General features: G+C 65.0%; 22 protein-coding genes. 13 read left to right on the forward strand and 9 right to left on the reverse strand.

Annotation, left to right across the window (positions count from 1 at the left end):
- Position 1: 1 nt before the first annotated feature.
- From mrdA to ACROUL_RS18510, 4 genes are read right to left on the reverse strand one after another with little or no spacing between them, the layout of a single operon-like run.
- Positions 2 to 1,948 carry a penicillin-binding protein 2 gene (mrdA, locus tag ACROUL_RS18495; RefSeq protein WP_431300900.1) on the reverse strand — a complete coding sequence of 649 codons (1,947 nt, stop codon included), beginning with the start codon at positions 1,946 to 1,948 and terminating at the stop codon, positions 2 to 4.
- Positions 1,945 to 2,484, reverse strand: a complete 540-nt coding sequence (locus ACROUL_RS18500) for a rod shape-determining protein MreD (protein ID WP_431300901.1) — start codon at positions 2,482 to 2,484, stop codon at positions 1,945 to 1,947. The genes mrdA and ACROUL_RS18500 overlap by 4 nt, the downstream gene beginning before the upstream one ends.
- Entirely contained in the window at positions 2,477 to 3,478 is a 1,002-nt protein-coding gene (gene mreC, locus ACROUL_RS18505) for a rod shape-determining protein MreC (protein WP_431300902.1), read from the reverse strand. The genes ACROUL_RS18500 and mreC overlap by 8 nt, the downstream gene beginning before the upstream one ends.
- A gap of 31 nt (positions 3,479 to 3,509) precedes the next feature.
- Entirely contained in the window at positions 3,510 to 4,547 is a 1,038-nt protein-coding gene (locus tag ACROUL_RS18510) for a rod shape-determining protein (RefSeq protein ID WP_305571247.1), read from the reverse strand.
- Positions 4,548 to 4,734: 187 nt separating this feature from the next.
- On the opposite strand from ACROUL_RS18510, the gene ACROUL_RS18515 reads away from it, so the two are divergent.
- The 4 genes from ACROUL_RS18515 to ACROUL_RS18530 all read left to right on the forward strand — a co-directional run bounded on the left by ACROUL_RS18515 (position 4,735) and on the right by ACROUL_RS18530 (position 8,243).
- Positions 4,735 to 5,565, forward strand: a complete 831-nt coding sequence (locus ACROUL_RS18515) for an SDR family NAD(P)-dependent oxidoreductase (RefSeq protein WP_431300903.1) — start codon at positions 4,735 to 4,737, stop codon at positions 5,563 to 5,565.
- On the forward strand, positions 5,562 to 6,305 hold the full coding sequence (locus tag ACROUL_RS18520) for a PGN_0703 family putative restriction endonuclease (protein WP_431300904.1): 744 nt from the start codon (positions 5,562 to 5,564) through the stop codon (positions 6,303 to 6,305). Before ACROUL_RS18515 ends, ACROUL_RS18520 begins: the two co-directional genes overlap by 4 nt.
- A 69-nt stretch (positions 6,306 to 6,374) precedes the next feature.
- On the forward strand, positions 6,375 to 7,292 hold the full coding sequence (locus ACROUL_RS18525) for a 2-hydroxyacid dehydrogenase (RefSeq protein ID WP_431300905.1): 918 nt from the start codon (positions 6,375 to 6,377) through the stop codon (positions 7,290 to 7,292).
- 72 nt (positions 7,293 to 7,364) lie between these two features.
- Positions 7,365 to 8,243, forward strand: coding sequence for a DMT family transporter (locus ACROUL_RS18530; protein ID WP_431300906.1), 879 nt, complete (start codon positions 7,365 to 7,367; stop codon positions 8,241 to 8,243).
- Here the strand turns inward: ACROUL_RS18530 and ACROUL_RS18535 are convergent.
- Positions 8,240 to 9,097 carry a MurR/RpiR family transcriptional regulator gene (locus ACROUL_RS18535; RefSeq protein ID WP_431300907.1) on the reverse strand — a complete coding sequence of 286 codons (858 nt, stop codon included), beginning with the start codon at positions 9,095 to 9,097 and terminating at the stop codon, positions 8,240 to 8,242. The genes ACROUL_RS18530 and ACROUL_RS18535 overlap by 4 nt on opposite strands.
- Positions 9,098 to 9,306: 209 nt before the next feature.
- On the opposite strand from ACROUL_RS18535, the gene ACROUL_RS18540 reads away from it, so the two are divergent.
- From ACROUL_RS18540 to ACROUL_RS18570, 7 genes are all read left to right on the forward strand, one after another.
- A complete protein-coding gene (locus ACROUL_RS18540; protein WP_431300908.1) occupies positions 9,307 to 9,849 on the forward strand; it encodes a TRAP transporter small permease subunit in 543 nt (180 codons plus the stop codon).
- On the forward strand, positions 9,849 to 11,192 hold the full coding sequence (locus tag ACROUL_RS18545) for a TRAP transporter large permease (RefSeq protein WP_431300909.1): 1,344 nt from the start codon (positions 9,849 to 9,851) through the stop codon (positions 11,190 to 11,192). Before ACROUL_RS18540 ends, ACROUL_RS18545 begins: the two co-directional genes overlap by 1 nt.
- Positions 11,193 to 11,247: 55 nt before the next feature.
- Positions 11,248 to 12,285 carry a TRAP transporter substrate-binding protein gene (locus ACROUL_RS18550; RefSeq protein WP_431300910.1) on the forward strand — a complete coding sequence of 346 codons (1,038 nt, stop codon included), beginning with the start codon at positions 11,248 to 11,250 and terminating at the stop codon, positions 12,283 to 12,285.
- Between the two features lie 256 nt (positions 12,286 to 12,541).
- Complete coding sequence (locus ACROUL_RS18555; protein ID WP_431300911.1) at positions 12,542 to 13,906, forward strand: glutamine synthetase family protein; 1,365 nt, start codon at positions 12,542 to 12,544, stop codon at positions 13,904 to 13,906.
- Between the two features lie 60 nt (positions 13,907 to 13,966).
- The gene (locus ACROUL_RS18560; RefSeq protein WP_431300912.1) at positions 13,967 to 15,346 is read left to right on the forward strand and encodes an aldehyde dehydrogenase family protein; all 1,380 of its coding nucleotides are present in this window, start codon (positions 13,967 to 13,969) and stop codon (positions 15,344 to 15,346) included.
- Positions 15,347 to 15,349: 3 nt separating this feature from the next.
- Complete coding sequence (locus tag ACROUL_RS18565; protein ID WP_431300913.1) at positions 15,350 to 16,519, forward strand: iron-containing alcohol dehydrogenase; 1,170 nt, start codon at positions 15,350 to 15,352, stop codon at positions 16,517 to 16,519.
- Positions 16,520 to 17,758 carry an NAD(P)/FAD-dependent oxidoreductase gene (locus ACROUL_RS18570; RefSeq protein ID WP_431300914.1) on the forward strand — a complete coding sequence of 413 codons (1,239 nt, stop codon included), beginning with the start codon at positions 16,520 to 16,522 and terminating at the stop codon, positions 17,756 to 17,758.
- Positions 17,759 to 17,820: 62 nt separating this feature from the next.
- On the opposite strand, the gene ACROUL_RS18575 is transcribed toward ACROUL_RS18570, so the two are convergent.
- From ACROUL_RS18575 to ACROUL_RS18590, 4 genes are all read right to left on the reverse strand, one after another.
- A complete protein-coding gene (locus ACROUL_RS18575) occupies positions 17,821 to 18,057 on the reverse strand; it encodes a hypothetical protein (protein ID WP_431300915.1) in 237 nt (78 codons plus the stop codon).
- Between the two features lie 99 nt (positions 18,058 to 18,156).
- A complete protein-coding gene (locus ACROUL_RS18580) occupies positions 18,157 to 18,387 on the reverse strand; it encodes a hypothetical protein (protein WP_431300916.1) in 231 nt (76 codons plus the stop codon).
- A gap of 187 nt (positions 18,388 to 18,574) precedes the next feature.
- Positions 18,575 to 18,814 (reverse strand): hypothetical protein, encoded by a 240-nt coding sequence (locus tag ACROUL_RS18585; protein ID WP_431300917.1) that lies wholly within the window; start codon positions 18,812 to 18,814, stop codon positions 18,575 to 18,577.
- 228 nt (positions 18,815 to 19,042) lie between these two features.
- Positions 19,043 to 20,029: a 2-hydroxyacid dehydrogenase gene (locus ACROUL_RS18590; protein WP_431300918.1), complete on the reverse strand. Its 987-nt coding sequence runs from the start codon at positions 20,027 to 20,029 to the stop codon at positions 19,043 to 19,045.
- A gap of 128 nt (positions 20,030 to 20,157) precedes the next feature.
- Here ACROUL_RS18590 and ACROUL_RS18595 point away from each other — a divergent pair, with 128 nt between their 5' ends.
- Together ACROUL_RS18595 and ACROUL_RS18600 are read left to right on the forward strand one after the other, a co-directional pair.
- Positions 20,158 to 20,709, forward strand: coding sequence for an SH3 domain-containing protein (locus tag ACROUL_RS18595; RefSeq protein WP_431300919.1), 552 nt, complete (start codon positions 20,158 to 20,160; stop codon positions 20,707 to 20,709).
- The gene (locus tag ACROUL_RS18600) at positions 20,693 to 21,625 is read left to right on the forward strand and encodes a cation diffusion facilitator family transporter (RefSeq protein ID WP_431300920.1); all 933 of its coding nucleotides are present in this window, start codon (positions 20,693 to 20,695) and stop codon (positions 21,623 to 21,625) included. The genes ACROUL_RS18595 and ACROUL_RS18600 overlap by 17 nt, the downstream gene beginning before the upstream one ends.
- Positions 21,626 to 21,681 lie beyond the last annotated feature (56 nt).

Genomic DNA, 21,681 nt, shown 5'->3' on the forward strand with positions numbered 1-21,681 from the left:
CTCATGCCCGCGACCGGACCGGGGTTTCGCCGGTGACGGGATCGCGGAGGGGAAGTTCGTTCAGCATGGTCTCGATCCGGGCGCGCTGGCTTTCGGGGTAGGCGGTCAGGGGCGGCAGCCCGTCGGACATGGCGCGCAGGATGATGTCGCGGGCGATGGGGGCGGCTGCGGTGGAGCCGCCGCCGCCGTGTTCGACGACCACCGACACGGCGTAGCGCGGGTTGTCGTAGGGCGCGAAGCCGACGAAGAGCGCGTGGTCGCGGCGGTTCCACGGCAGGTCGTCGTTCGAGATGACACCGGAGGCCCGTTCGGCAGCCGAGATGTTGCGCACCTGGCTGGTGCCGGTCTTGCCGGCGAAGGTCATCGAGGCGTCGACGATGCGCGAGGATTTTGCGGTGCCGTGGTCGCCGTTGACGACATCGTGCATCCCCTTCTGCACGGCGGCCAGCATGTCGGGCGTGAGGCCCAGCGACGCGGCCTCGGGAACCGGCAGTTCCTGGTCGTTGATCATGCGGATCAGGCGCGGCTCGATTGCTCGGCCCGAGGCGATGCGCGCGGTCATCACCGCCAGTTGCAGGGGCGAGGTCAGCACGTAACCCTGCCCGATCGAGGCGTTGATCGTGTCGCCGATGCGCCAGTCGGCCTTGTGGCGTTCCAGCTTCCAGGCCTTGTCGGGCATGTTGCCTTCGGTGACGGCGGACATCGGCAGGTTGAACTTCTGGCCAAGGCCCAGCTTGCGGCCCATTTCGGCGATCTTGTCGATGCCGATCTTCTGGGCCACCTCGTAGTAGAAGACGTCACAGCTTTCGGTCAGCGAACGGGCGAGGTTGACCGTGCCGTGGCCCGAGCGTTTCCAGCAGTGGAAGCGGCGGTCGCCGAATTCGATGTGGCCGGGACAGCTGACCTTGCTGTCGCCATTGATCACGCCCGCCTCGAGCGCTGCCAGCGCGGTGACCATCTTGAAGGTCGATCCGGGTGGGTAGGCACCTGATACCGTCTTGTTGGCCAAGGGGCGGTGGTCGTCTTCCATCAGCACGTTGTAATCGGTGTGGCTGATGCCGCGCACGAAGAGGTTCGGGTCGAACGAGGGCGCGGAGGCGATGCAGATGATGTCGCCGTTCGTCACGTCGATCACCACGGCGGCGGCACTTTCATCGCCCAGACGGGCCTGTGCGAAATTCTGAACGTCGGCGTCAATGGTCAGGCGGATGTCGGCGCCGGGCAGGCCTTCCTCGCGTTCCAGTTCGCGCATCACGCGACCGGCGGAGTTGACCTCGATCTTCTTGGTGCCGGCGGAACCGCGAAGGGTGTCTTCCATCCACTTTTCGACGCCGATCTTGCCGATTTGGAATTTCGGAATCTTCAGCAGCGGATCGGGGCTTTCCAGAGCCTCCAGATCCTTGTCGCTGACCGGGCCGACGTAGCCCACCACATGCGCGAAATCGACGTCTAGCGGGTAGCGGCGGGACAAGCCGACCTCGGGCACCACGCCGGGCAGCGCGGGGGCGTTCAGGGCGACCTTGGAGAAATCTTCCCAAGACAGCCGCTCGGCCACCTGCACGGGCACGAAGGCGCGCAGTTCCTTGACCTCGGTTATGGTGCGTTCGAGGTCTTCGGGTGTCATCGGGATCACGCTGGCAAGGCGGCGCAGCACCAGATCGACGTCGCCGGCATCTTCGCGGGTGATGACGACGCGGTAGTTCTGTTCGTTTTCGGCGATGATCTTGCCGTTGCGGTCGTAGATGATGCCGCGTTCGGGCGGGATCAGGCGGACGTTGACGCGGTTTTCTTCGGCCAGCAGGCGAAACTCGTCGGCCTGATCGATCTGAAGGTAGCGCATCCTGACGCCAAGTGCCGCCACCATCGCAGTCATCGCGCCCCCGAGCATCAGGGCGCGGCGGTTGATCATGCGGGCGCTGTCTTCGGTGTCGCGGGCGGTGCGTCTCATAGCCGTCTTCCGAAACTGTCAATTTCGCCGGTGGCCGGTTTCCTGAGGTCGAGGACCAGCCGCGAAAGCCCGACGACGATGGGATAAAGCAGGATCGACCACAAGACCTGCACGGCGGCAAAGCCGAAAGGCGCCTGCGGCACGAAGGAGATGCCAAGGATCGCGCGGTAGGCCAGAAGGATGCCAAGCATCAGGCTGCCGACCAGTATCCATTCGGTGACGAAGTTCAGCTCTCGCGTCAGGGCGACGCGCGAGCGCAGGAATTCGGACGCCAGCACGACAAGCGCGGTCCACAGACCCGGCGGGCGCATCAGGATGAGATCTTCGATCAGCACCACAAGGACGATCAGGTAAAGCGGCAGGTAATCTGGCCGGCGCACGACCCACGCCATGATGAGACACAAAAGCAGGTCCGGCCCCGGCAACGCGCCGGCAGAATGGCCAAGCGGCAGGAGCCGGAAGAACAGGAGGCCCAGAGCAAGCGCCAGGAAGAGAGCGCGGTAAAGCCAGTGGGCAGAGCGCCAGATGTCAACCATCGGGGCCTCCCCCATCGGCACCTTCGGCGGCACCCGACCCTGCGGCCTCGACGTTGCCGCCTTCGGTGGCGGTGGGCTGCGCGCCGGCGGCGGATTCGGCGGCCTCGGTCGAGGTGTCGGGCAAGGGTTGCAGTACCGGGGGGGCGACAAGGCTGCCGGGATCAGTGATCGGCTCCAACTCGTGGCTGCGCAGGACGCGCAGGAACTCAAGACGCTGGTAATCGGCGGCCAGCACGACGCGCAGGCGTTTGTCGGTGCCAAGTGCGACCTGCCCGACCAAGAGGCCCGCCGGAAACACGCCGCCGTCGCCTGAGGTAACGACCCTGTCACCGGGGCGGACCTCGTCGGTGTCTTCTATGAATTCGAGGGGTGGGAGGTCGGAGTTGTCGCCGGACAAAAGCGCCTTCTGGCCGGAGGGCTGCACCGTCACGGGGATGCGGCTGTTACTGTCAGTGACGAGGATCACGCGGGCGGTCCGTTCCCCGACCCCCGAGATGCGGCCGACAAGGCCGATGCCGTCCATCGTGGCCCAGCCGTCGCGGATGCCGTCACGCGCGCCCACGTTCAGGAGGACAGACTGGCGGAACGGGCTGCCGCTGTCGGCCAGCACGACGCCGGTGACGTAGGTAAACTTCGAGTCGAGCCGCACCTTGTTGAGGTCGAGGAGGCGCGCGTTCTTCTGTTCCAGTTGCAGGGCGGCTTCTTTCCACGCCTTCATCTGCTGAAGCTCGCGCTTCAATTCCTGGTTCTGTTCGTAGATCCGGGTGTAGGACTGGAAATCGTCGACCATAGAGGCGATCTTCGTGACCGGCGACATCGCCCAGTCAAGGTTTGGCACCACCGCATCGACAAGAGCCGATCGGAAGCGTTCGACGCGGGGGCTGTCGATGCGCCACAGAAGAAACAGACCGACCAGCGCAAGCACCAGTATCCCCACCAGCAACCGGCGCAGGGGGCGAGAGAACTCTTCCGGTCCGGTGCGGGTCTTTGCCACGGGAACCTCGTGTCAGCCGGGGATCAGCGGATCAGCTGTCGTAGTCGATCACATGCCGAAGCTGCTTTTCATATTCCAGCGCCTTGCCAGTGCCGAGAGCAACACAATTCAGTGACTCGTTGGCGACGCTGATCGAAAGCCCCGTCTGTTCGCGCAGGGCGAGGTCGAGATCGCCCAGCAGCGCGCCGCCGCCGGTGAGCATCACGCCACGGTCGACGATATCGGCCGCAAGGTCCGGCGGGGTTGCTTCAAGCGCCTGCATCACCGCGTCGCAGATCTGCTGCACGGGTTCGGCAAGGGCTTCGGCGACCTGAGCCTGGTTGATCTCGGTTTCCTTCGGCACACCGTTCAGAAGGTCGCGCCCACGGATCGTCATCGACGCGCCGCGCCCGTCATCGGGCATCCGGGCGGTGCCGATCGAGGTCTTGATGCGTTCGGCGGTACTTTCGCCGATCAGAAGGTTCTGGTGGCGGCGGAGGTAGGAGATGATCGCCTCGTCCATCCGGTCGCCGCCGACGCGGACCGAGCGGGCGTAGACGATGTCACCAAGCGACAGGACCGCGACTTCGGTGGTGCCGCCGCCGATGTCGACGACCATGTTGCCGGTGGGTTCGGTGATCGGCATGCCGGCACCGATCGCGGCGGCGATGGGTTCCGCGATGAGGCCCGCGCGGCGGGCGCCGGCTTGCAGGACCGAGTTGCGGATCGCGCGCTTTTCAACGGGCGTGGCACCATGCGGCACACAGACGATGATCTTGGGTTTGGAAAAGGTGGAGCGCCGGTGGACCTTGCGGATGAAATGCTTGATCATCTCTTCCGCGGCCTCGAAGTCGGCGATGACGCCGTCACGCATCGGGCGGATCGCCTCGATCGAGCCGGGGGTGCGGCCGAGCATCAGCTTGGCGTCTTCACCGACCGCGAGGACAACCTTCTTGCCGTCCTTGGTGTGGTAGGCCACGACCGAGGGTTCGTTGAGGACAATGCCCTTGCCCCGGATGTAGACCAGCGTATTCGCGGTTCCGAGATCGATCGCCATGTCCGACGAAAAAAGGCTAGGAAAGAAGGCCATACTGAAAACCTCTAGTGCAGGCAGCTTTACCCGGCGACTCAGCGGCTGAGGCGGGTCCCTCCATATACGGGGCATACGTGGGGGGTGAAAGGGCCAGTCGAAGCAGGTAGCGGCATCGTGCATATTGCCCGCCGCTTGCAGATTTCGCACAGGTTTGGCGGGTTTTGGCGGTGGCGGGTGGCCCTCTATGATCTTATCGAACATCGGCTCATACTGGGGCGCGAAAATTGCCCGGTCGGGCGAGCGGGGAGGCGGCGGAATGACGGGTGTTTCGGGGCGCGTGGCGCTGGTGACGGGGGCCGGAGCGGCAGGGGGAATCGGGTTTGCCATCGCGCGGGCACTGGTCGCGGGTGGGGCGAAGGTGTGTATCACGGCGACCACGGCGCGGATCGAGGAGCGTGCGGCCAGCCTTGGCTGCATGGCGCATGTCGCGGACCTGACCGACCCTGCGCAGGTGGCAGGGTTGTTCGAGGCGGTGACGGCAAGGCTTGGCCCAGTGGAGGTGCTGGTGAACAACGCGGGCATGGTGCAATCGGGGCATGACGTGGGCCGCGCGCAACTGGCCGGGTGGTCGGACGCGGCATGGGCGCATCACATGGCGCTGAACATCAACACCACGTTTCATTGCTGCCGCGCCGCGCTGCCGGAAATGGCCGCGCGGGGATATGGCCGGATCGTCAACATCAGCAGTGTGACCGGGCCGGTCGCGACCATCGACGGCAGTTCGGCCTATGCGACGGCGAAGGCGGCGATCACGGGCATGACGCGGTCGATCGCGCTGGAGTATGGGCGGCAGGGGGTGACGTGCAACGCGGTGCTGCCGGGCTGGATCGAGACGGAAAGCTCATCCGAGGGCGAGATCATCGCGGGGCGCGCGACGCCTGCAGGCCGCCCCGGCACGCCGGATGAGATTGCGGCGGCGGTGGCGTTTCTGGCGAGTGCGGAAGCGAGCTATGTGACGGGCGCGATGCTGGTCGTGGACGGTGGGAATACTTTGCAGGAAATGAAGAACGGATGAGCGATTTTCTTCCCGGCGTTCCGGGCGACACGGTTTTGGCCGCCTTGAAACGGTCGCCCGGTAACGAGGTGGACAGGGGAAAGTTCGCAAGCCCGGAGTCGTCGGCCGCACTGGCGGTCAACGCTTTCGGTTGGTTTGTGGAGCGCCCGTCGCAAATGCCACCGCTGCCGGGTGTGCCGATGGGCAAGGTGGATGAGGTCTGCGTCGAGGCAGAGATGCGCTTTCCGTGGAGCGGGGGGCGGCACCCTTGGCTGGATGCAGCGCTTACGACCGGCACGACGTTGGTCGGGGTTGAGTCAAAACGCTACGAGCCGTTCCGGCCCGGAAAGACGAGTGTGTTTTCCGAAGCCTACGACACGCGGGACTGGGGTCAGGGAATGGCCCGCTATGATGCCATTCGGCGCGCCTTGGCGTCCGGCTCGCAGATCTACCGCTGCCTTGATGCGGTGCAGCTGGTGAAGCACGCCTACGGGCTGAAGACGCAAGGCATCAAGCGGGCGCGGGGTGCGGTCTTGGTTTACCTGCACGCGGCCCCGCAGGCTTGGGCGAACGGCAAACCGGTCGACCCCGCCGCCATTGCCCGCCACGAGGCCGAGATCGTTGATTTCGCCAGGGCAGTGAAAGGGGACGATGTGACCTTCGTCGCCGTCCGCTGGCGCGACTTACTGGCGGCTTGGGCGAAGGTGCCGGCGCTGGCCGGACATGCGGCGGCAGTGCAGGAGCGGTTCGGGCAGCTATAGGGGCGGCTCTTCCCCCTGCCCCGATCCTCGCCTACGGTCCCGCCACCGTTACTTGAGCAGGACCGCGCCATGCCGATGATCTATTTTGCCGCCCCCTCGCTTTGGCCTGAATACGAGGTGGCGCTGCCTGCGGCGCTTGCAGAGGCGGGGATCGAGGCAAAGGTCGTGACCGAAGTGCCGGAGCCGGGGCTGGTCGATTACATCGTCTACGCGCCGTCGGCGCCGTTGCAGGATTTCACGCCGTTCACCCGGACGAAAGCGGTCCTCAGCCTTTGGGCGGGGGTGGAGCGGATCGTGGGGAACGCGACGCTGACGCAGCCCCTGTGCCGGATGGTCGACCCCTCGCTGACCGAAGGGATGGTGGAGTGGGTGGTGGGCCACACCCTGCGGCACCATCTGGGGATGGACCGCCACATCGTGAACCCAAGCCATGTCTGGAACCCGGTCTGCCCGCCACTGGCGCGCGAACGCCCGGTGACGATCCTTGGCATGGGCGCGCTGGGGAGGGCGTGCGCCGAGGCGCTGCGGGCGTTGAACTTTCCGGTGACGGGGTGGAGCCGCACGCCAAAACCGGGCTGCCTGCACGGCGAAGATGGGCTGGAGGCGGCGCTGCGGTCGGCGGAGATCGTGGTGACGCTGCTGCCGAAAACGCCCGAGACGGAGAACCTGCTGAACGCCCGCACGATTGGCTTCCTGCCGCGCGGTGCGGTGATCATCAACCCCGGTCGCGGTGCGTTGATCGACGATGCGGCGCTGTTGTCGGCGCTGGACGCGGGCCATGTCGGCCACGCCACGCTGGACGTGTTCCGGGTGGAGCCGCTGCCTGCCGAGCATCCCTACTGGAGCCATCCGCGCGTGACGGTGACGCCGCATATCGCCGCAGATACGCGCGCGTCGTCGGCGGCGCGGGTGATCGTGGAAAACATCCGGCGCGGCGAGGCGGGCGAGCCGTTCGTGAACCTCGTCGACCGCAGCCGGGGGTATTAGGCGCGAACCTGTCGGGAACAGACGCGCCGAAAGCGCCAACGCATGGGACCAATCCGGCAACGGAGGCGCGACATGCGATACGGCACGGGGGTAATGCTGGTTCTGGCGGCGGGCACGCTGTGGTCGCTGATGGGCCTTGGCCTGCGGCAGATCGAGGATGCGTCGGTCTGGAACATCATGTTCTGGCGGTCGGTCGGGATGGCGCCGGTGCTGCTGGCGTGGATCGCCTGGACCTCGGGCGGCAAGCCGGTGGCGGCGGTGAAGTCGGTTGGCGTGGCGGGGGCGATCGGCGGCTTCGGGCTGGTGTTCGCCTTTGCCGGGGCGATCTACGCGATCCAGACCACGACGATTGCCAATGCGGTGTTCCTGTTCACCGCGTCGCCTTTCGTGGCAGCGGTGCTTGGCTGGATCTTGCTGCGCGAACGGGTGGCACCGGCGACCTGGGCCGCGATCGGGCTGGCGGTGGTGGGAATGTTCGTGATGGTGCGCGAGGGGCTGGCGGTGGGCGCGCTGGTCGGCAACATGGCGGCCCTGTTGTCGGCAGTGGGGTTCGGCGCATTTTCCGTGGCGCTGCGCTGGGGCAAGCTGGCCGATATGCTGCCAGCGGCACTGCTGGGCGCGGTCTTTTCGGCCGCTGCGGCTGCCTTGGTGATCGTGGTTCTGGGCGAACCGTTTGTCGTGTCACCGCGCGACATGGGCATCGCCACCGGGATCGGCGCGGTGGTGCTGGCGGTGGGGATGATCTTCTTCACCATCGGCAGCCGGGTGATCCCTGCCGCCGACCTGACGCTGTTTTCGTTGATCGAGGTCTTGCTGGCGCCCTTGTGGGTCTGGGCGATCCTTGGGGAAACCGCGTCGTCCGGCACGTTTGTCGGCGGGGCGATCCTTTTGGCGGCCGTGGCGTTCAATGCCGTGGCGGGCACCCGAGCGCGGCGGGTCAGCCCGGCTTAGGTCTTGGTGCGGAACAGCCGCGATCGGGCGTGCAGCGCCTCGACCTGTTTCAGGCGGGCCTCGGTCACTTCCCATGTCAGGCCTTGCACGGCGGCGAGCAGGGTTTCGACCACGGCAAGGATCGGTACTGTGCTGTCCCACGGGCTTGGCGCGTCGATCTGGCAAGCAAGGGTGTAGCGGGCATGGATCGCGGCGGGAGAAACCCAGCGGTCGGTAATTAGGATCACCTCGGCACCGTGTTCGCGGGCCAGTTCGGTGATCTGGAGCACGGTGTTTTCGTAACGGCGGATGTCGAACACCACCAGAAGGTCGCCCTTCTTCATGTCCAGCAGTGCGGGGGGCCAGGCGCTGGAGAGGCCGGGGATCAGCATCACGTCGGGCCGGGCCACGGTCATCAGGGTGACGAAGTAATCGGCAATCGCATGGGTCACGCGGCCGCCAAGCGCGTAGACCCGGCGCTTGGGGTCGGCAAGAAGCCGCGCCGCGCCGTCGAAATCGGCGCGGTCGATCAGGGCCAGAGTGGCCTGGAGGTTGGTCACCACCCGTTCGGCGAACTGGTCAAGGATATGTCCGTGTGCGCCGCCCTTGTCGCGCGCGAGCGGGGTGACGAGCATCGTCTCGACCTCGGCGCGCAGCGATTTGCGGTAATCGGGGTAGCCGCGAAACCCGAGTTTCTGCACCAGCCTAACGACCGTGGGTGTTGACACCTCGGCCGCCTTGGCCAAGGCCGAGATCGAGCCGAGGGCCGACATCGGGTAATGCCCGAGGATATGTGTCGCCAGCTGCCGCTCGGCCCGGGTCAGATCACCCAGCGCGTCACGCATCCGCCGTTCGATGGTAAGCTCGACGTTCATCGCGCACCCTTTCCGCTTTTGCGGCGTAACCCGGCAGGGCCATCAGAAACTTTCGTAACAGAAAATCAATCACCGAAATTATCTTGACAGAAGTAGCTAGCGCAGCGGACGCTTGGCGGGCAACGGGAGGGTGCGCAGACATGCGGCCAGACGAGATCACGAACGGGGCTGGACTGCCCGCCAGACCTGCCCGACGGAGGCGCTGAACGATGCCGCGTTTCCTAGTGGGCTTCGTGCGGCTGATCGACCGGATGAATTACGGCGTCGGCCGGTTTGCGATGTATCTTCTGTTCGCGCTGATGGCCGTCTTGATGTGGTCATCGCTGTCCAAGCTGGGCGGGGCGCCGTCGCCCTGGACGCTGGAAATGGCGCAATTCGTGATGGTGGCCTATTACATCCTTGGCGGGCCTTACGCGATGCAGATGGAAAGCCATGTGCGGATGGACCTATTCTACGCCAAGCAGTCGCCGGTCAGGCGCGCGTGGTGGGATGGGTTCACCGTGTTCGCGCTGTTGTTCTATCTTGGCGTGATGGCCTGGGGTGCGGCCGAAAGCCTTGGCTATTCGCTGGGCCTCAAGTGGGGTGACGGGCTTTTGCCGACCATCGGGCGGCTGGAACGGTCACCGACCGCGTGGCGGCCTTATCTCTGGCCGATCAAGCTGATCATGCTGACGGGCTTTGTGTTGATGTTCCTGCAAGCCTTGGCTGCGTTCATCAAGGATATCGCGACGATCCGCGGGGAAGACATCTGATGCCGCAGGACATGATCGCGCTTTTGATGTTTTCGACGATGCTGCTGCTGATGATCACCGGCCAGCGGGTGTTCGGGATCATCGGGTTTGTCGCCGTTGTCGCCTCGATCTCGCTGTGGGGGACGGGCGGGCACACGATGGGCTTTTCGGCCGGCATGAAGCTGATGAAGTGGTATCCGCTGCTGTCGTTGCCGATGTTTGTGTTCATGGGCTACGTCATGTCCGAGGCGCGTCTGGCGCAGGACCTGTACAAGATGTTCCACGTCTGGTTCGGGTCGGTGCCGGGGGGGCTGGCGATCGGGACGATCCTGCTTATGGTGCTGATTTCCGCGATGAACGGGCTGTCGGTTGCGGGCATGGCGATCGGGTCGACCATCGCGCTGCCGGAACTGCTGAGGCGGGGGTATGACAAGCGGATGGTGTCGGGGGTGATCCAGGCGGGATCAAGCCTTGGCATCCTGATCCCGCCATCGGTGGTGCTGGTGCTTTATGCGATGATTGCGCGTGCGCCGGTGTCGGAGCTTTGGCTGGCGGGCGTGGTGCCGGGGCTGATGATGGCGGCGTTCTTCATCATCTACATCATCATCCGCTGCCGCATTAACCCAGAGCTTGGCCCGCCGCTGTCGGGTGACGAACTGGCCAGCTATACCCTTGCGGACAAGCTGGTCGCGCTGCGGGCGGGCATCCTGCCGTTCGTGATTTTCGGGGCGATGATGGCCCCGTTCATCCTTGGCTACACCTCGCTGGTCGAAAGCTCGGTGATCGGGGTGATCGCCACGGTGCTGGGAGCCGCGATCAAGCGCAGCCTTTCGTGGCAGGTGCTGGAGGTTTCAACTCGCAACACGCTGGGCATTTCGTGCATGTTCATGTGGGTGATCCTTGCTGCGCTGGCCTTTGGCGCTGTGTTCGACGGGCTGGGCGCGGTGGCGGCCATCGACAACCTCTTTACCGAACAGATGGGGCTGTCGCCCTGGACGATCCTTATCCTGATGCAACTGTCGTTCCTGATCATGGGCATGTTTCTGGACGACACCGCGATGCTGGTGATTGTGGCGCCGCTTTATGTGCCGCTGGTTGCCACGCTGGACCTTGGCATTCCGCAGCAGGACGTGCTGATCTGGTATGGCGTGCTTTACACCGTGACCTGCCAGATCGCTTATCTGACACCGCCCTTTGGCTATAACCTTTTTCTGATGCGCGCCTTTGCGCCGCCGGAAATCACGATGGGCGACATCTACAAATCGGTCCTGCCCTTCGTGCTGGTGATGCTGGGCTCGCTGATCGTGCTGATGGCGTTTCCGCAGATCACGCTTTGGCTGCCGAACCTGATCTATCCAAACTGACCCAAGAGGGGCGGATGCGCCGCCCCCGCCAACATCCAACCTGAGGAGGCTTTCGATGACGACCAGACGTTCCTTCCTGACCAAGGGAGCCCTTGCCGGTGCCGCCACGCTGGCCGCGCCGACCGTCCTGCGCGCGCAGGAGGTCATCAAATGGCGGATGCAGACCTATGCGGGTGCCGCACTGGGCGAACAGGTGGTGAAACCTGCGATCGAGTTGTTCAACCGCCTTGCCGCCGGACAGATGGAGATCGAACTTTACTACGCCGACCAATTGGTGCCGACGGGCGAGCTGTTTCAGGCGATGCAGGCGGGCACCATCGACTGCGTCCAGTCGGACGACGATTCGATGGCCTCGCCCACCGAGGTGACGGTGTTCGGCGGGTATTTCCCGATGGCGCTGCGCTACAGCCTTGATGTGCCGACGCTGTTCAACAAGTACGGCCTGAAGCAGATCTGGGAAGACGAATACGCGGCGGTGGGCGTCAAGCACATCTCGGCCGGCGCGTGGGACCCTTGCAATTTCTCGACCAACAAGCCGATCAACAGCCTGGCCGATCTGAACGGGCTGCGGGTGTTCACCTTCCCGACGGCGGGCCGGTTCCTGACGCAGTTCGGCGTGGTGCCGGTCACCCTGCCGTGGGAAGACGTCGAAGTGGCCATGCAGACCGGCGAACTGGACGGGCTTGCATGGTCGGGGATCACCGAGGTTTACACGGTGGGCTGGTCGAACGTGACGACGCATTTCCTGACCAACAACATCTCGGGCGCGTGGATCGGGCATTTCTTCGCCAACATGGAACGCTGGAATGCCCTGCCGCCGAACCTGCAGGAGCTGCTGGCGACGTGCTTTGAATCGTCGCATTACTACCGCCAGCACTGGTACTGGGGCGGCGAGGCGGATCTGCGCGTGAACGGCGGCAAGCTGGCGTTGACCACCATTCCGGACGCCGAGTGGAAGACGGTCGAAGATGCCGCCGTCAAGTTCTGGGACGAGATCGCCGCGGAATCCGAGGTGAAGGCCAAGGTCGTGGCGATCATCAAGCAATACAACGACACGATGACCAAGGCCGGGCGGCCCTACCGCTACGGCTGACGCCACAAGGCGCGCGCGACGGACGTTGCGCGCGCCACGCTTACGGTTATGATCAAATTACCGGTTTGCTGCGAACCGGCGGAGGGACGGTCCATGCGGACCCAACGACAGGCAAACGGGGTCGGCCCGCATTGCTGGCCCAGAAAGCCCGAATTCGGTGGCGCCAAGGGGCGCAACTGACGGCGCCCCCTATGGGGTGATCGGTGCTTTCATGCCCGCAGGGTGCGGGCGAAACGGGACTTTGAGGGATACTTCCATGCCTGGAAACATGACATTCGACGCTTTGAAAGAGGCCGTTGCGCGCGGCGAGATCGACACCGTTCTGGTGGCCGGGATCGACATGCAGGGCCGCCTGATGGGCAAACGCTTCCACGCCGCGTTCTTTGTGAACGGCGGGTGGGAGGAGACGCATTGCTGCAATTACCTGCTGACCGTGGACATGGAGATGACCACGGTTCAGGGCTACAAATCCTCCAGTTGGCAGACGGGCTACGGCGACTATGTGCTGAAGCCTGACATGACAACGCTGCGCCCGGTGCCGTGGCTGCCGGGGACTGCGCTTGTCCTCGGTGATACGCTGGACCACCACGGGCATGAGGTGCCGCATTCGCCCCGCGCGATTTTGAAGCGGCAGGTGGCGCGGGCGCGGGCGATGGGTTTCGAGCCGATGATGGCGACGGAGCTGGAGTTCTATCTCTTTGAGAACTCGTATGAAAACCTGCGCGATGGCGGGTTGGCGGCGCTGAAGCCGGTCAGTGCTTACAACGAGGATTACCACATCTTCCAGACCACCAAGGAAGAGGATGTGATGCGGGCAATCCGCAACGGATTGTATGCGGCGGGCATCCCGGTTGAAAATTCCAAAGGTGAGGCGGACGCGGGTCAGGAAGAGGTGAATTACCGCTATTCCGACGCGCTGGATACGGCCGACAACCACGCGATCACCAAGAACGCGATCAAGGAAATTGCCTGGACCAAGGGCAAGTCGGTGACGTTCATGGCGAAATACGATCACCGCAAGGCGGGATCGTCGAGCCATATCCACCAGAGCCTGTGGTCGCTGGACGGCAAGCCGTGGTTTCGGGATGACAGTGACAAGCACGGCATGTCGGCCACGATGAAGCATTACATGGCGGGGCAACTGGCCCACGCGCAGGAACTGACGGCGTTTCTGGCGCCGTATGTGAACAGCTACAAACGCTTTACCGTGGGAATGTTCGCGCCGACGAAGGCGGTGTGGAGTGCGGACAACCGCACGGCGGGCTTCCGGGTGTGCGGCACGCACACCAAGGCGGTGCGGGTGGAATGCCGGATACCGGGCAGCGACGTGAACCCCTATCTTGCGTGCGCGGCGCTTCTGGCGGCGGGCCTGGCGGGCATCGAGGGCAAGATGGAACTGGAGCCGGAAATGTCGGGCGACATGTACAACACCGCCGGCATCCGCGAGATTCCGCATAACCTGCGGGATGCGGCGGCGCTGCTGAAAGGCTCGAAAATGTTGCGCGCGGCGTTTGGCGACGATGTGGTGGACCACTATCACCACGCCGCCGAGTGGGAGATCGCCGAGACCGACCGCGTCGTCACCGATTTTGAACTTCAACGCCTGCTTGAACGGGCGTAAGGGGCTCGCGGCCCCGGTTTTTCCAATTGCCGGGGCTGGACCCCGGCCCACGAGGACAAGATGAAACCGATCCAGTTGATTTCCCCCGTCGATGGCAGCGTCTATGCCGAACGCACCCCGCTGTCGCAGGATGCGGCCAAGGCCGCCGTCGCCCGCGCCAAGGCCGCGCAAAAGGGCTGGGCCGCGCGCCCGCTAGAGGAGCGGATCGCGCTGGTGAAGGCCGGTGTGGTGCGCTTGAACGAAATGAAGGATGTGGTGGTCGAAGAGATCGCCTGGCAGATGGGGCGCCCGACCCGGTTTGGCGGTGAATTCGGCGGCGTGAATGCCCGCACCGAATACATGGCCGAGATTGCAGCGGCGACCCTGATGCCGATGATGGTCGAGGACAGCGACAAGTTCCGCCGCTATATCGCGCGCGATCCGGTGGGCGTGGTGTTCATCGTGGCGCCGTGGAACTACCCTTATCTGACCACGATCAACACGCTGGTTCCGGCGCTGATCGCGGGCAATACGGTGATTTTGAAACACGCCAGCCAGACGATGCTGGTAGGCGAACGGCTGGCCGAGGCGTTTCATGCAGCGGGCGTGCCGGAGGATGTGTTCCAGAACGTGGTCCTTGATCACGCGACGACCGAGGCGCTGATTGCGGCGCGGTCGTTCGGGTTTGTGAACTTCACAGGCTCGGTCGCGGGCGGGCAGGCGATGGAGCGGGCGGCGGCTGGCACGTTCACTCCGCTTGGGTTGGAGCTTGGTGGCAAGGACCCCGGCTACGTGCGGGCGGACGCCAATCTGGATGCGGCGGTGGATACGCTGATGGATGGCGCGATGTACAACGCCGGTCAGTGCTGCTGCGGGATCGAGCGGATCTATGTGCATGAAAGCCTATACGATGCCTTCGTCGAAAAGTCGGTGGCCTGGGTCAAGGCGCTGAAGCTGGGCAACCCGTTCGACCCGGAAAGCACGCTTGGGCCGATGGCCAACAAGCGGTTCGCAAAGGTGGTGCGCGACCAGATCGCCGAGGCGGTAGCGCAGGGCGCGAAGCCCCTGATCGACCCCGCGCTTTTTCCTGCGGATGATGGCGGGGCGTATCTGGCACCCCAGATCCTCGTGAACGTCAATCATTCGATGCGGGTGATGATGGAGGAAAGCTTTGGCCCGGTCGTCGGCATCATGAAGGTGAAAGACGACGCCGAGGCGCTGCGGCTGATGAACGACTCGCCTTACGGTCTGACCGCCAGCATCTGGACGCAGGATTACGACACCGCCGCAAAACTGGGTGAGCAGGTCGAAACCGGCACCGTGTTCATGAACCGCGCCGATTACCTTGACCCGGCGCTGTGCTGGACCGGGTGCAAGGACACCGGGCGCGGCGGGTCGCTGAGCTATCTCGGGTTCCATTCGGTGACCCGGCCGAAATCCTACCATCTGAAGAAAGTCTGAGCCATGACCACCGCCACCCATTCGGTTCCCAACCGCAACTGGTCTTACCCGACCGCGATCAAGTTCGGCGTGGGCCGGATTTCGGAGCTGGCGGAGCATGCCGCTGGCGTGGGGCTGAAAAAGCCCCTTCTGGTGACCGACAAGGCGCTGGCAAGCCTGCCGATCACGGCGGCAGCACTGGATGTGCTGGAGCGTGCGGGCATGGGCCGCGCGGTGTTTTCCGAGGTGGACCCGAACCCGAACGAGGCCAACATGACCGCCGGGATCGCGGTGTATCTGGCGGGCGGGCATGACGGGGTGATCTGCTTTGGCGGCGGCAGCGCCTTGGACCTTGGCAAGATGATCGCGCTGATGGCACATCAGAAGCCGGGCCTGAGCGTCTGGGATCTGGAGGATATCGACGACTGGTACACCCGCGCCGATGCCGCGAAGATCGCGCCGATTATCGCGGTTCCGACGACGGCTGGCACGGGGTCGGAAGTGGGGCGCGCGGGGGTTCTGACGAACAGCGCCACGCACAAGAAGAAGATCATCTTCCACCCCAAGCTGATGCCTGCGGTTACGATCTGCGACCCGGCGCTGACGGTGGGGATGCCGAGGTTCATCACCGCTGGCACGGGGATGGACGCGCTGGCGCATTGCCTTGAAGCATACAGCAGCCCGTTCTACCATCCGATGAGCCAGGGGATCGCGCTGGAAGGGATGCGGCTGGTGTTCGAGAACCTGCCGCGGGTCTATGGCGAACCGGGAGACCTTGATGCCCGCGCGCATATGATGAGTGCGGCGGCGATGGGGGCGGTGGCGTTTCAGAAGGGGCTGGGGGCGATCCATTCGCTGTCGCATCCGGTCGGCGCGGTTTACGGCACGCATCACGGCACGACGAACGCGGTGGTGATGCCGATGGTGCTGGATTTCAACCGCCCGGCGATCGAAACGCGGATCGAGGCGGCGGCGGCCTATCTGGGCATCAAGGGTGGGTTTGACGGCTTCAAGGGCCGGATCATGGACCTGCGCGCGGCGCTGAACATTCCGGCCAACCTGACCGCGATGGGGGTGAAGGCATCGGATCTGGAGATGCTGACCGACATGGCGCTGGAAGACCCGTCCTGCGGCGGCAACCCGATTGCGATGACGCGCGAGAACACCCGCGCGCTGTTTGAGGCCTGCATGTAAGTGCAGCGCCTGACGACCGACATTGCCGTCATCGGCGCGGGGGTCATCGGCCTTGCAGTGGCCGAGCGGCTGTTGGCCGACGGGCGCGAGGTGGTGCTGGTAGATCCCGGGCAACCGGGGATGGGGGCAAGCTATGGCAACGCCGGAACGATCGCGGATTACGCGGTCAGCCCGGTTGGCACGCCTGCGGTCCTGTGGAACCTGCCGACGCTGCTGACCAGCCGAACCTCTCCGCTGGCAATCCGGCACCGGGCCTTGCCGACGCTGGCACCGTGGCTGGTGCGGTTTGCGGTGCAGTCGCTGCCGGCGGCGGCGGCGCGCAATGCGGCGGCGATTGCGGGGCTTTTGGCGGGGGCTGGGCCGTTCTGGGAGGATCTGGCGCTGCGGGTTTCGGGCGCGGGCATCCTGCAACGCCGGGGGTGCCTTTACCTTTACGAGACAGAAGCGGAGTTTCACGCCGCCGAGGCCGACATGGCGGCGCGGCGGGCGCTTGGCGTCAGCGTCGATCTTGTGGGGCCAGAGGCGCTGGCGGCGCTGGAGCCGACGTTGCCTGCGGTGAAAGGTGGCGCTGCTGTGTTCGCAGGTGCGCGGTTCCTGTCCGATCCGGGACGGATGATGGGGCTGATGGCGGCGGCGGTGACGGCACGGGCCGGACTTGTCACCACACGGGCCGAGCGGTTGGAGCGGCGGCCGGACGGGGTAATCATCGAAGGGCCGGGGCTGCATCTGCACGCGCGGCGGGTGGTGATCGCGGCGGGGGCACATTCGCGGGCGTTGGCGGTGCAGGCTGGCGACCGGATTCCGCTGGACACCGAGCGGGGGTATCACGTGGAGTGGGACATGCCCATGCCGCGCCTGACCCGGCCCGTGGCGGCGGCGGCACGCGGGTTCTACTTCTGCCCGATGGAGGGGCGCTTGCGTGTGGCGGGGACTGTGGAACTGGGCGGGTTGACGCTGCCCCCCTCGCCGCACCGCATCGCGCGGTTGGTCGCTGGCGCGCGGGCGCTCTTTCCCGACCTTGGACCACCGGACCGCGAGTGGATGGGGTTTCGCCCTTCGCTGCCCGACAGCTTGCCGGTGATAGGCCCGTCGCGCGGCGGGGCCGAGGTGATCCACGCGTTCGGGCATGGGCATCTTGGCGTGACGCTGGCCCCGGTGACGGCGGGGATCGTGGCTGACCTGATTGCCGGGCGGACGCCGGACCGGGACATTATCGCTTTCCGCGCGGATCGGTTCTGACAAAAGCAGAATGGCGCGCCGGTTTGGCGCGCCATCTTGGTCGTGAAGCCCGCAAAGGACGTTCAGGTGGCAGGAAGCACTTCTACCGTCTCCCTCGGGGTGTCCTCATCATCGTTGCCGCACAGGACGACGCAAAGGACAACCACGCCAAGCAGGATCGGCAGGATGCCGACGCTGGAGGCGGGCTTTTCAGCGATGACTTCGGGTTGGCCTTCCTCTTCGACCACCACCGGGCCGCCGGCATAGGCCATCGGCGCGAAGGCAAGCGAAAAGGCAAGGATCGGGGCTGCAAGTTTCATGGGTAATCCTTTCTCATGTCTGGGAACGCGCCATACAGGGCGCCGTACATACCCGCTGGCCGGAGCGCAGTTCAGCAGTTGGCCAGCGAAAACAATTGATCAACCGGGAAGCTGCGTTTCGGGGGTCGGCTCGTCGTCGTTGTTGTCGCCGCAAAGCACGACGCACAGCACCACGACACCAAGCAAGATCGGCAGGATGCCGACGCTGGAGGCGGGCTTTTCGGCGATGACTTCAGGTTGACCTTCCTCTTCGACCACCACCGGACCGCCGGCATGTGCCATCGGCGCGAAGGCAAGCGAAAGGGCAAGGATCGGGGCTGAGATTTTCATGATGGGGCGTCCTTCAAAGGTCGTTCGGGGAAAATCTCCCCGACCTCAAGACGCTAATCCCGGCCCGGAATTCGGGCAACAGTTCGAAATGGCTGCGGACAGCTTTGGTTAACGCTGCGACAGATTGACCACAGTAGGACGGCCCGGCTGCTGGTCAGCCGGGCCGTCACGCCGGTTGGGCGAAAGCTTACTTTTCGATCGGGGGCTCAGTCGGCGCCGGATCGTCGTTCCCGTTGCCGTTGCCGCAAGCGATGGCGCAAAGGACGACGACGCCCAGAAGGATCGGCAGGATGCCGATGCTGGACGCCGGCTTTTCAGCGATGACTTCGGGTTGACCTTCCTCTTCGATCACCACCGGGCCACCGGCAAAGGCAGCGGGCGCAAAGGCGATAGAAAGGGCGAGGGCGGATGCAAGCAGGCTTTTCATTTGAAGCTCCCAGATATCGGATGCCAACGGGTGCGTCCCCCTGGCTGGAGCGGCACCTTAGGCGTCAGATTCGGGCGTCTCAAGGCCAAGAGCGGCGCTGATGGTGAATAATTTCGGGAAACAAGGGGGGCCGGAGGTCCATTTCGGCAACAATACTGTCAAAACGGTAAACACTCAGCGGCTTTCAACCTGAAGCGAACGCAGCGCACAGTGCCACAACAGGTGGTATCACAGCATCCCCGGCACGACCTGATCCGGCGGGCGGTGGCCATCTGCGAAGGTCTTGATGTTGATGATCACTTTTTCGCCCATCTCGATCCGGCCCTCGATGGTGGCCGAGCCCATGTGCGGCAACAAGACTACGTTAGGCAGTTCACGCAGGCGCGGGTTCACCTCGGTGCCGTGTTCGTAGACATCAAGGCCAGCCCCGGCGATTTCGCCGGCGCGCAGGCCGCGGGTCAGGGCGTTTTCGTCGATCACCTCGCCGCGCGAGGTGTTGACGATGACAGCGGTGGGTTTCATCAGCTTCAGCCGCCGCGCGTTCATCAGGTGGAAGGTGGAGGGCGTGTGCGGGCAGTTGACCGACACGATGTCCATCCGCGCGACCATCTGATCGAGACTTTCCCAATAGGTCGCTTCATGCTCGGCCTCGACCTCGGGGCGCAGGCGCTTGCGGTTGTGATAATGCACCTGCAGGCCAAAGGCGCGGGCGCGGCGGGCGACGGCCTGACCGATGCGGCCCATGCCAAGGATGCCAAGGCGGCGGCCACCGAGGCGGCCGCCCAGATGCGCCATCGGCGACCAGCCGGTCCAGGTGCCGGCCTGCATCTCGGCCAAGCCTTCGGGGATGCGGCGGGTCACGGCAAGGATCAGCGCCATCACCATGTCGGCGGTGTCTTCGGTGGTGACGCCGGGGGTGTTGGACACCAGTATGCCGCGCTGGCGGGCTGTCGCGACGTCGATGTGATCGACCCCGGCGCCGTAGTTGGCGATGAGTTTCAGCCGGTCACCGGCCTGTGCGATCAGGGCAGCGTCGATCTGGTCGGTGATCGTGGGCACCAGCACATCGGCGCGGCGCATCGCGTCGGCCAGTTCTTCGCGGGTCATGCGGGTGTCGGGGTCGCGCAGATCGACGTCGAAAAGCTCTTTCAGGCGGGTTTCGACCGCGTCCGGCAAGCGTCGCGTCACGACCACACTCAGACGGGCAGTTGGCATTCACATCCTCCCGAACTCTTCCAAATCATCCGCCACTGCGGCAAGGTGGCGTTAAGCGGCGCGATGCACAAGCCCGCACGAACGAGACAGTGGCTTCGGGTGCGCCCGGATCGGCAAGGCAGGCAAAGATGTGGCGGGTGATCGGCGTGATCGGGGTTGTTGTGGCGTTGGGCGTGGCCCCCGTCGCGGCGCAGGAGGCCGAGGTCGAGGCGGCTCCGGCGGTGCCAAAGGTGGAAAAGGTCTGCGCGCCCGATGTGGGCTGCGTGACCAACCTGCCCTTGCCGCGATTCGTGTCGTTGAAGGGCAGCGAGGGCAATGCGCGGCGCGGGCCGGGGCTGACGCACCGGATCGACTGGGTGTTCACCCGCGCCGGGATGCCCCTGAAAATCACGGCGGAATTCGAGAACTGGCGCCGGGTCGAGGATCAGGAAGGCGCGGGCGGCTGGGTGCATTATTCGCTGTTGTCGGGCGTGCGCAGTGTGCTGGTGACGCTGGATATGGCAGAATTCCACGACGAGCCGCGCGATGATGCGATGGTGGTGGCCCAGGCGGAACTAGGCGTGATAGGGCGGGTTCTGGAATGTCGGGACGGCTGGTGCCGCATCGCCTTCGACGGGCAGAAGGGGTGGGTCCGCACGTCCGCCCTGTGGGGTGTGTTGCCCGATGAGACCATCGACTGACAACGTAGAATACGGCCGCGATCTTGTGCGGATGACCCTGTCGGCAGGGCTGGCGTCGGTGCTGGTCGCGTCGGTGCTGGTCGGGCTGAAGCTGTGGGCGCTGGCCGAAACCGGGGCGCTGTCGATTGCCGCGTCGCTGGCCGACAGTGCGCTTGACCTGATGATGTCGCTGGGGGCGGCGGCGGCGATCCTTTACGCGGCCCGCCCTGCGGACGAAGACCACGCCTTCGGCCACACCTCGGCCGAGGATCTGACCGCGCTGGCGCAGGCGGTGTTCATCCTGATTTCCTCGGCCGTGATCGGCTATGCCGCTGTGCGGCGGCTGATGGCGCCGGAACCTCTGGCGTTGGCGTCCGAGGGGCGCGGGATCATCGTGATGTCGATCTCGGTGGTGCTGACGCTGGCCCTTGTCTGGTGGCAGGGCCGTGTGGCCAAGCGCACCGGCAGCCGCGTGGTGGCGGCGGACCGGCTGCATTACCTTGGTGACCTGTTGCCCAGCCTTGGCGCGATTGCGGCGCTTTGGGTGTCGCGGCACTATGGCATCGGGTCGATCGACGCGGTGATAGCACTTGGCGCGTCGGGTGTGCTGGCGTTTGGCGCGCTGCGCATCGGCAAGGGGGCGTGGGACGCGCTGATGGACCGGGCGGCGGATCAGGAAGTGATCGACGGCATCGCCGCGATTGCGCGCGACTGGCCGGGGGTGCGCGGGTTCCACGACCTGAAAACCCGGATGGCCGGCAGCCGGGTGTTCGTGAACCTGCACATCGAACTGGACGGCGACCAACCGCTGCGCGAGGCGCATGACATCGGTGCCGCCCTGCGCCGGGCAATCATCGCGGCCTACCCGCAGACCGACGTGATGATCCACAAGGACGTGGCGCGCGACGGTGGTCAAAATGGCTCGCCTTCGGCATGAATTCGCCTTAAGGTTGTAAAACTTCGGAGTTGGGGCTTGACGTCCGGCCAGCGGGG

It is taken from the genome of Tabrizicola sp. BL-A-41-H6 (assembly GCF_050632395.1).
Classification (GTDB): domain Bacteria; phylum Pseudomonadota; class Alphaproteobacteria; order Rhodobacterales; family Rhodobacteraceae; genus JAUYQR01.

Excerpts from the sequence above, each read along its gene's own strand:
- mrdA (WP_431300900.1), bottom strand. The coding sequence starts at position 1,948 with ATGAGACGCACCGCCCGCGACACCGAAGACAGCGCCCGCATGATCAAC.
- ACROUL_RS18500 (WP_431300901.1), bottom strand. The coding sequence starts at position 2,484 with ATGGTTGACATCTGGCGCTCTGCCCACTGGCTTTACCGCGCTCTCTTC.
- ACROUL_RS18510 (WP_305571247.1), bottom strand. The coding sequence starts at position 4,547 with ATGGCCTTCTTTCCTAGCCTTTTTTCGTCGGACATGGCGATCGATCTC.
- ACROUL_RS18515 (WP_431300903.1), top strand. The coding sequence starts at position 4,735 with ATGATCTTATCGAACATCGGCTCATACTGGGGCGCGAAAATTGCCCGG.
- ACROUL_RS18520 (WP_431300904.1), top strand. The coding sequence starts at position 5,562 with ATGAGCGATTTTCTTCCCGGCGTTCCGGGCGACACGGTTTTGGCCGCC.
- ACROUL_RS18525 (WP_431300905.1), top strand. The coding sequence starts at position 6,375 with ATGCCGATGATCTATTTTGCCGCCCCCTCGCTTTGGCCTGAATACGAG.
- ACROUL_RS18530 (WP_431300906.1), top strand. The coding sequence starts at position 7,365 with ATGCGATACGGCACGGGGGTAATGCTGGTTCTGGCGGCGGGCACGCTG.
- ACROUL_RS18535 (WP_431300907.1), bottom strand. The coding sequence starts at position 9,097 with ATGAACGTCGAGCTTACCATCGAACGGCGGATGCGTGACGCGCTGGGT.
- ACROUL_RS18540 (WP_431300908.1), top strand. The coding sequence starts at position 9,307 with ATGCCGCGTTTCCTAGTGGGCTTCGTGCGGCTGATCGACCGGATGAAT.
- ACROUL_RS18545 (WP_431300909.1), top strand. The coding sequence starts at position 9,849 with ATGCCGCAGGACATGATCGCGCTTTTGATGTTTTCGACGATGCTGCTG.
- ACROUL_RS18550 (WP_431300910.1), top strand. The coding sequence starts at position 11,248 with ATGACGACCAGACGTTCCTTCCTGACCAAGGGAGCCCTTGCCGGTGCC.
- ACROUL_RS18555 (WP_431300911.1), top strand. The coding sequence starts at position 12,542 with ATGCCTGGAAACATGACATTCGACGCTTTGAAAGAGGCCGTTGCGCGC.
- ACROUL_RS18560 (WP_431300912.1), top strand. The coding sequence starts at position 13,967 with ATGAAACCGATCCAGTTGATTTCCCCCGTCGATGGCAGCGTCTATGCC.
- ACROUL_RS18565 (WP_431300913.1), top strand. The coding sequence starts at position 15,350 with ATGACCACCGCCACCCATTCGGTTCCCAACCGCAACTGGTCTTACCCG.
- ACROUL_RS18575 (WP_431300915.1), bottom strand. The coding sequence starts at position 18,057 with ATGAAACTTGCAGCCCCGATCCTTGCCTTTTCGCTTGCCTTCGCGCCG.
- ACROUL_RS18580 (WP_431300916.1), bottom strand. The coding sequence starts at position 18,387 with ATGAAAATCTCAGCCCCGATCCTTGCCCTTTCGCTTGCCTTCGCGCCG.
- ACROUL_RS18585 (WP_431300917.1), bottom strand. The coding sequence starts at position 18,814 with ATGAAAAGCCTGCTTGCATCCGCCCTCGCCCTTTCTATCGCCTTTGCG.
- ACROUL_RS18590 (WP_431300918.1), bottom strand. The coding sequence starts at position 20,029 with ATGCCAACTGCCCGTCTGAGTGTGGTCGTGACGCGACGCTTGCCGGAC.
- ACROUL_RS18595 (WP_431300919.1), top strand. The coding sequence starts at position 20,158 with ATGTGGCGGGTGATCGGCGTGATCGGGGTTGTTGTGGCGTTGGGCGTG.
- ACROUL_RS18600 (WP_431300920.1), top strand. The coding sequence starts at position 20,693 with ATGAGACCATCGACTGACAACGTAGAATACGGCCGCGATCTTGTGCGG.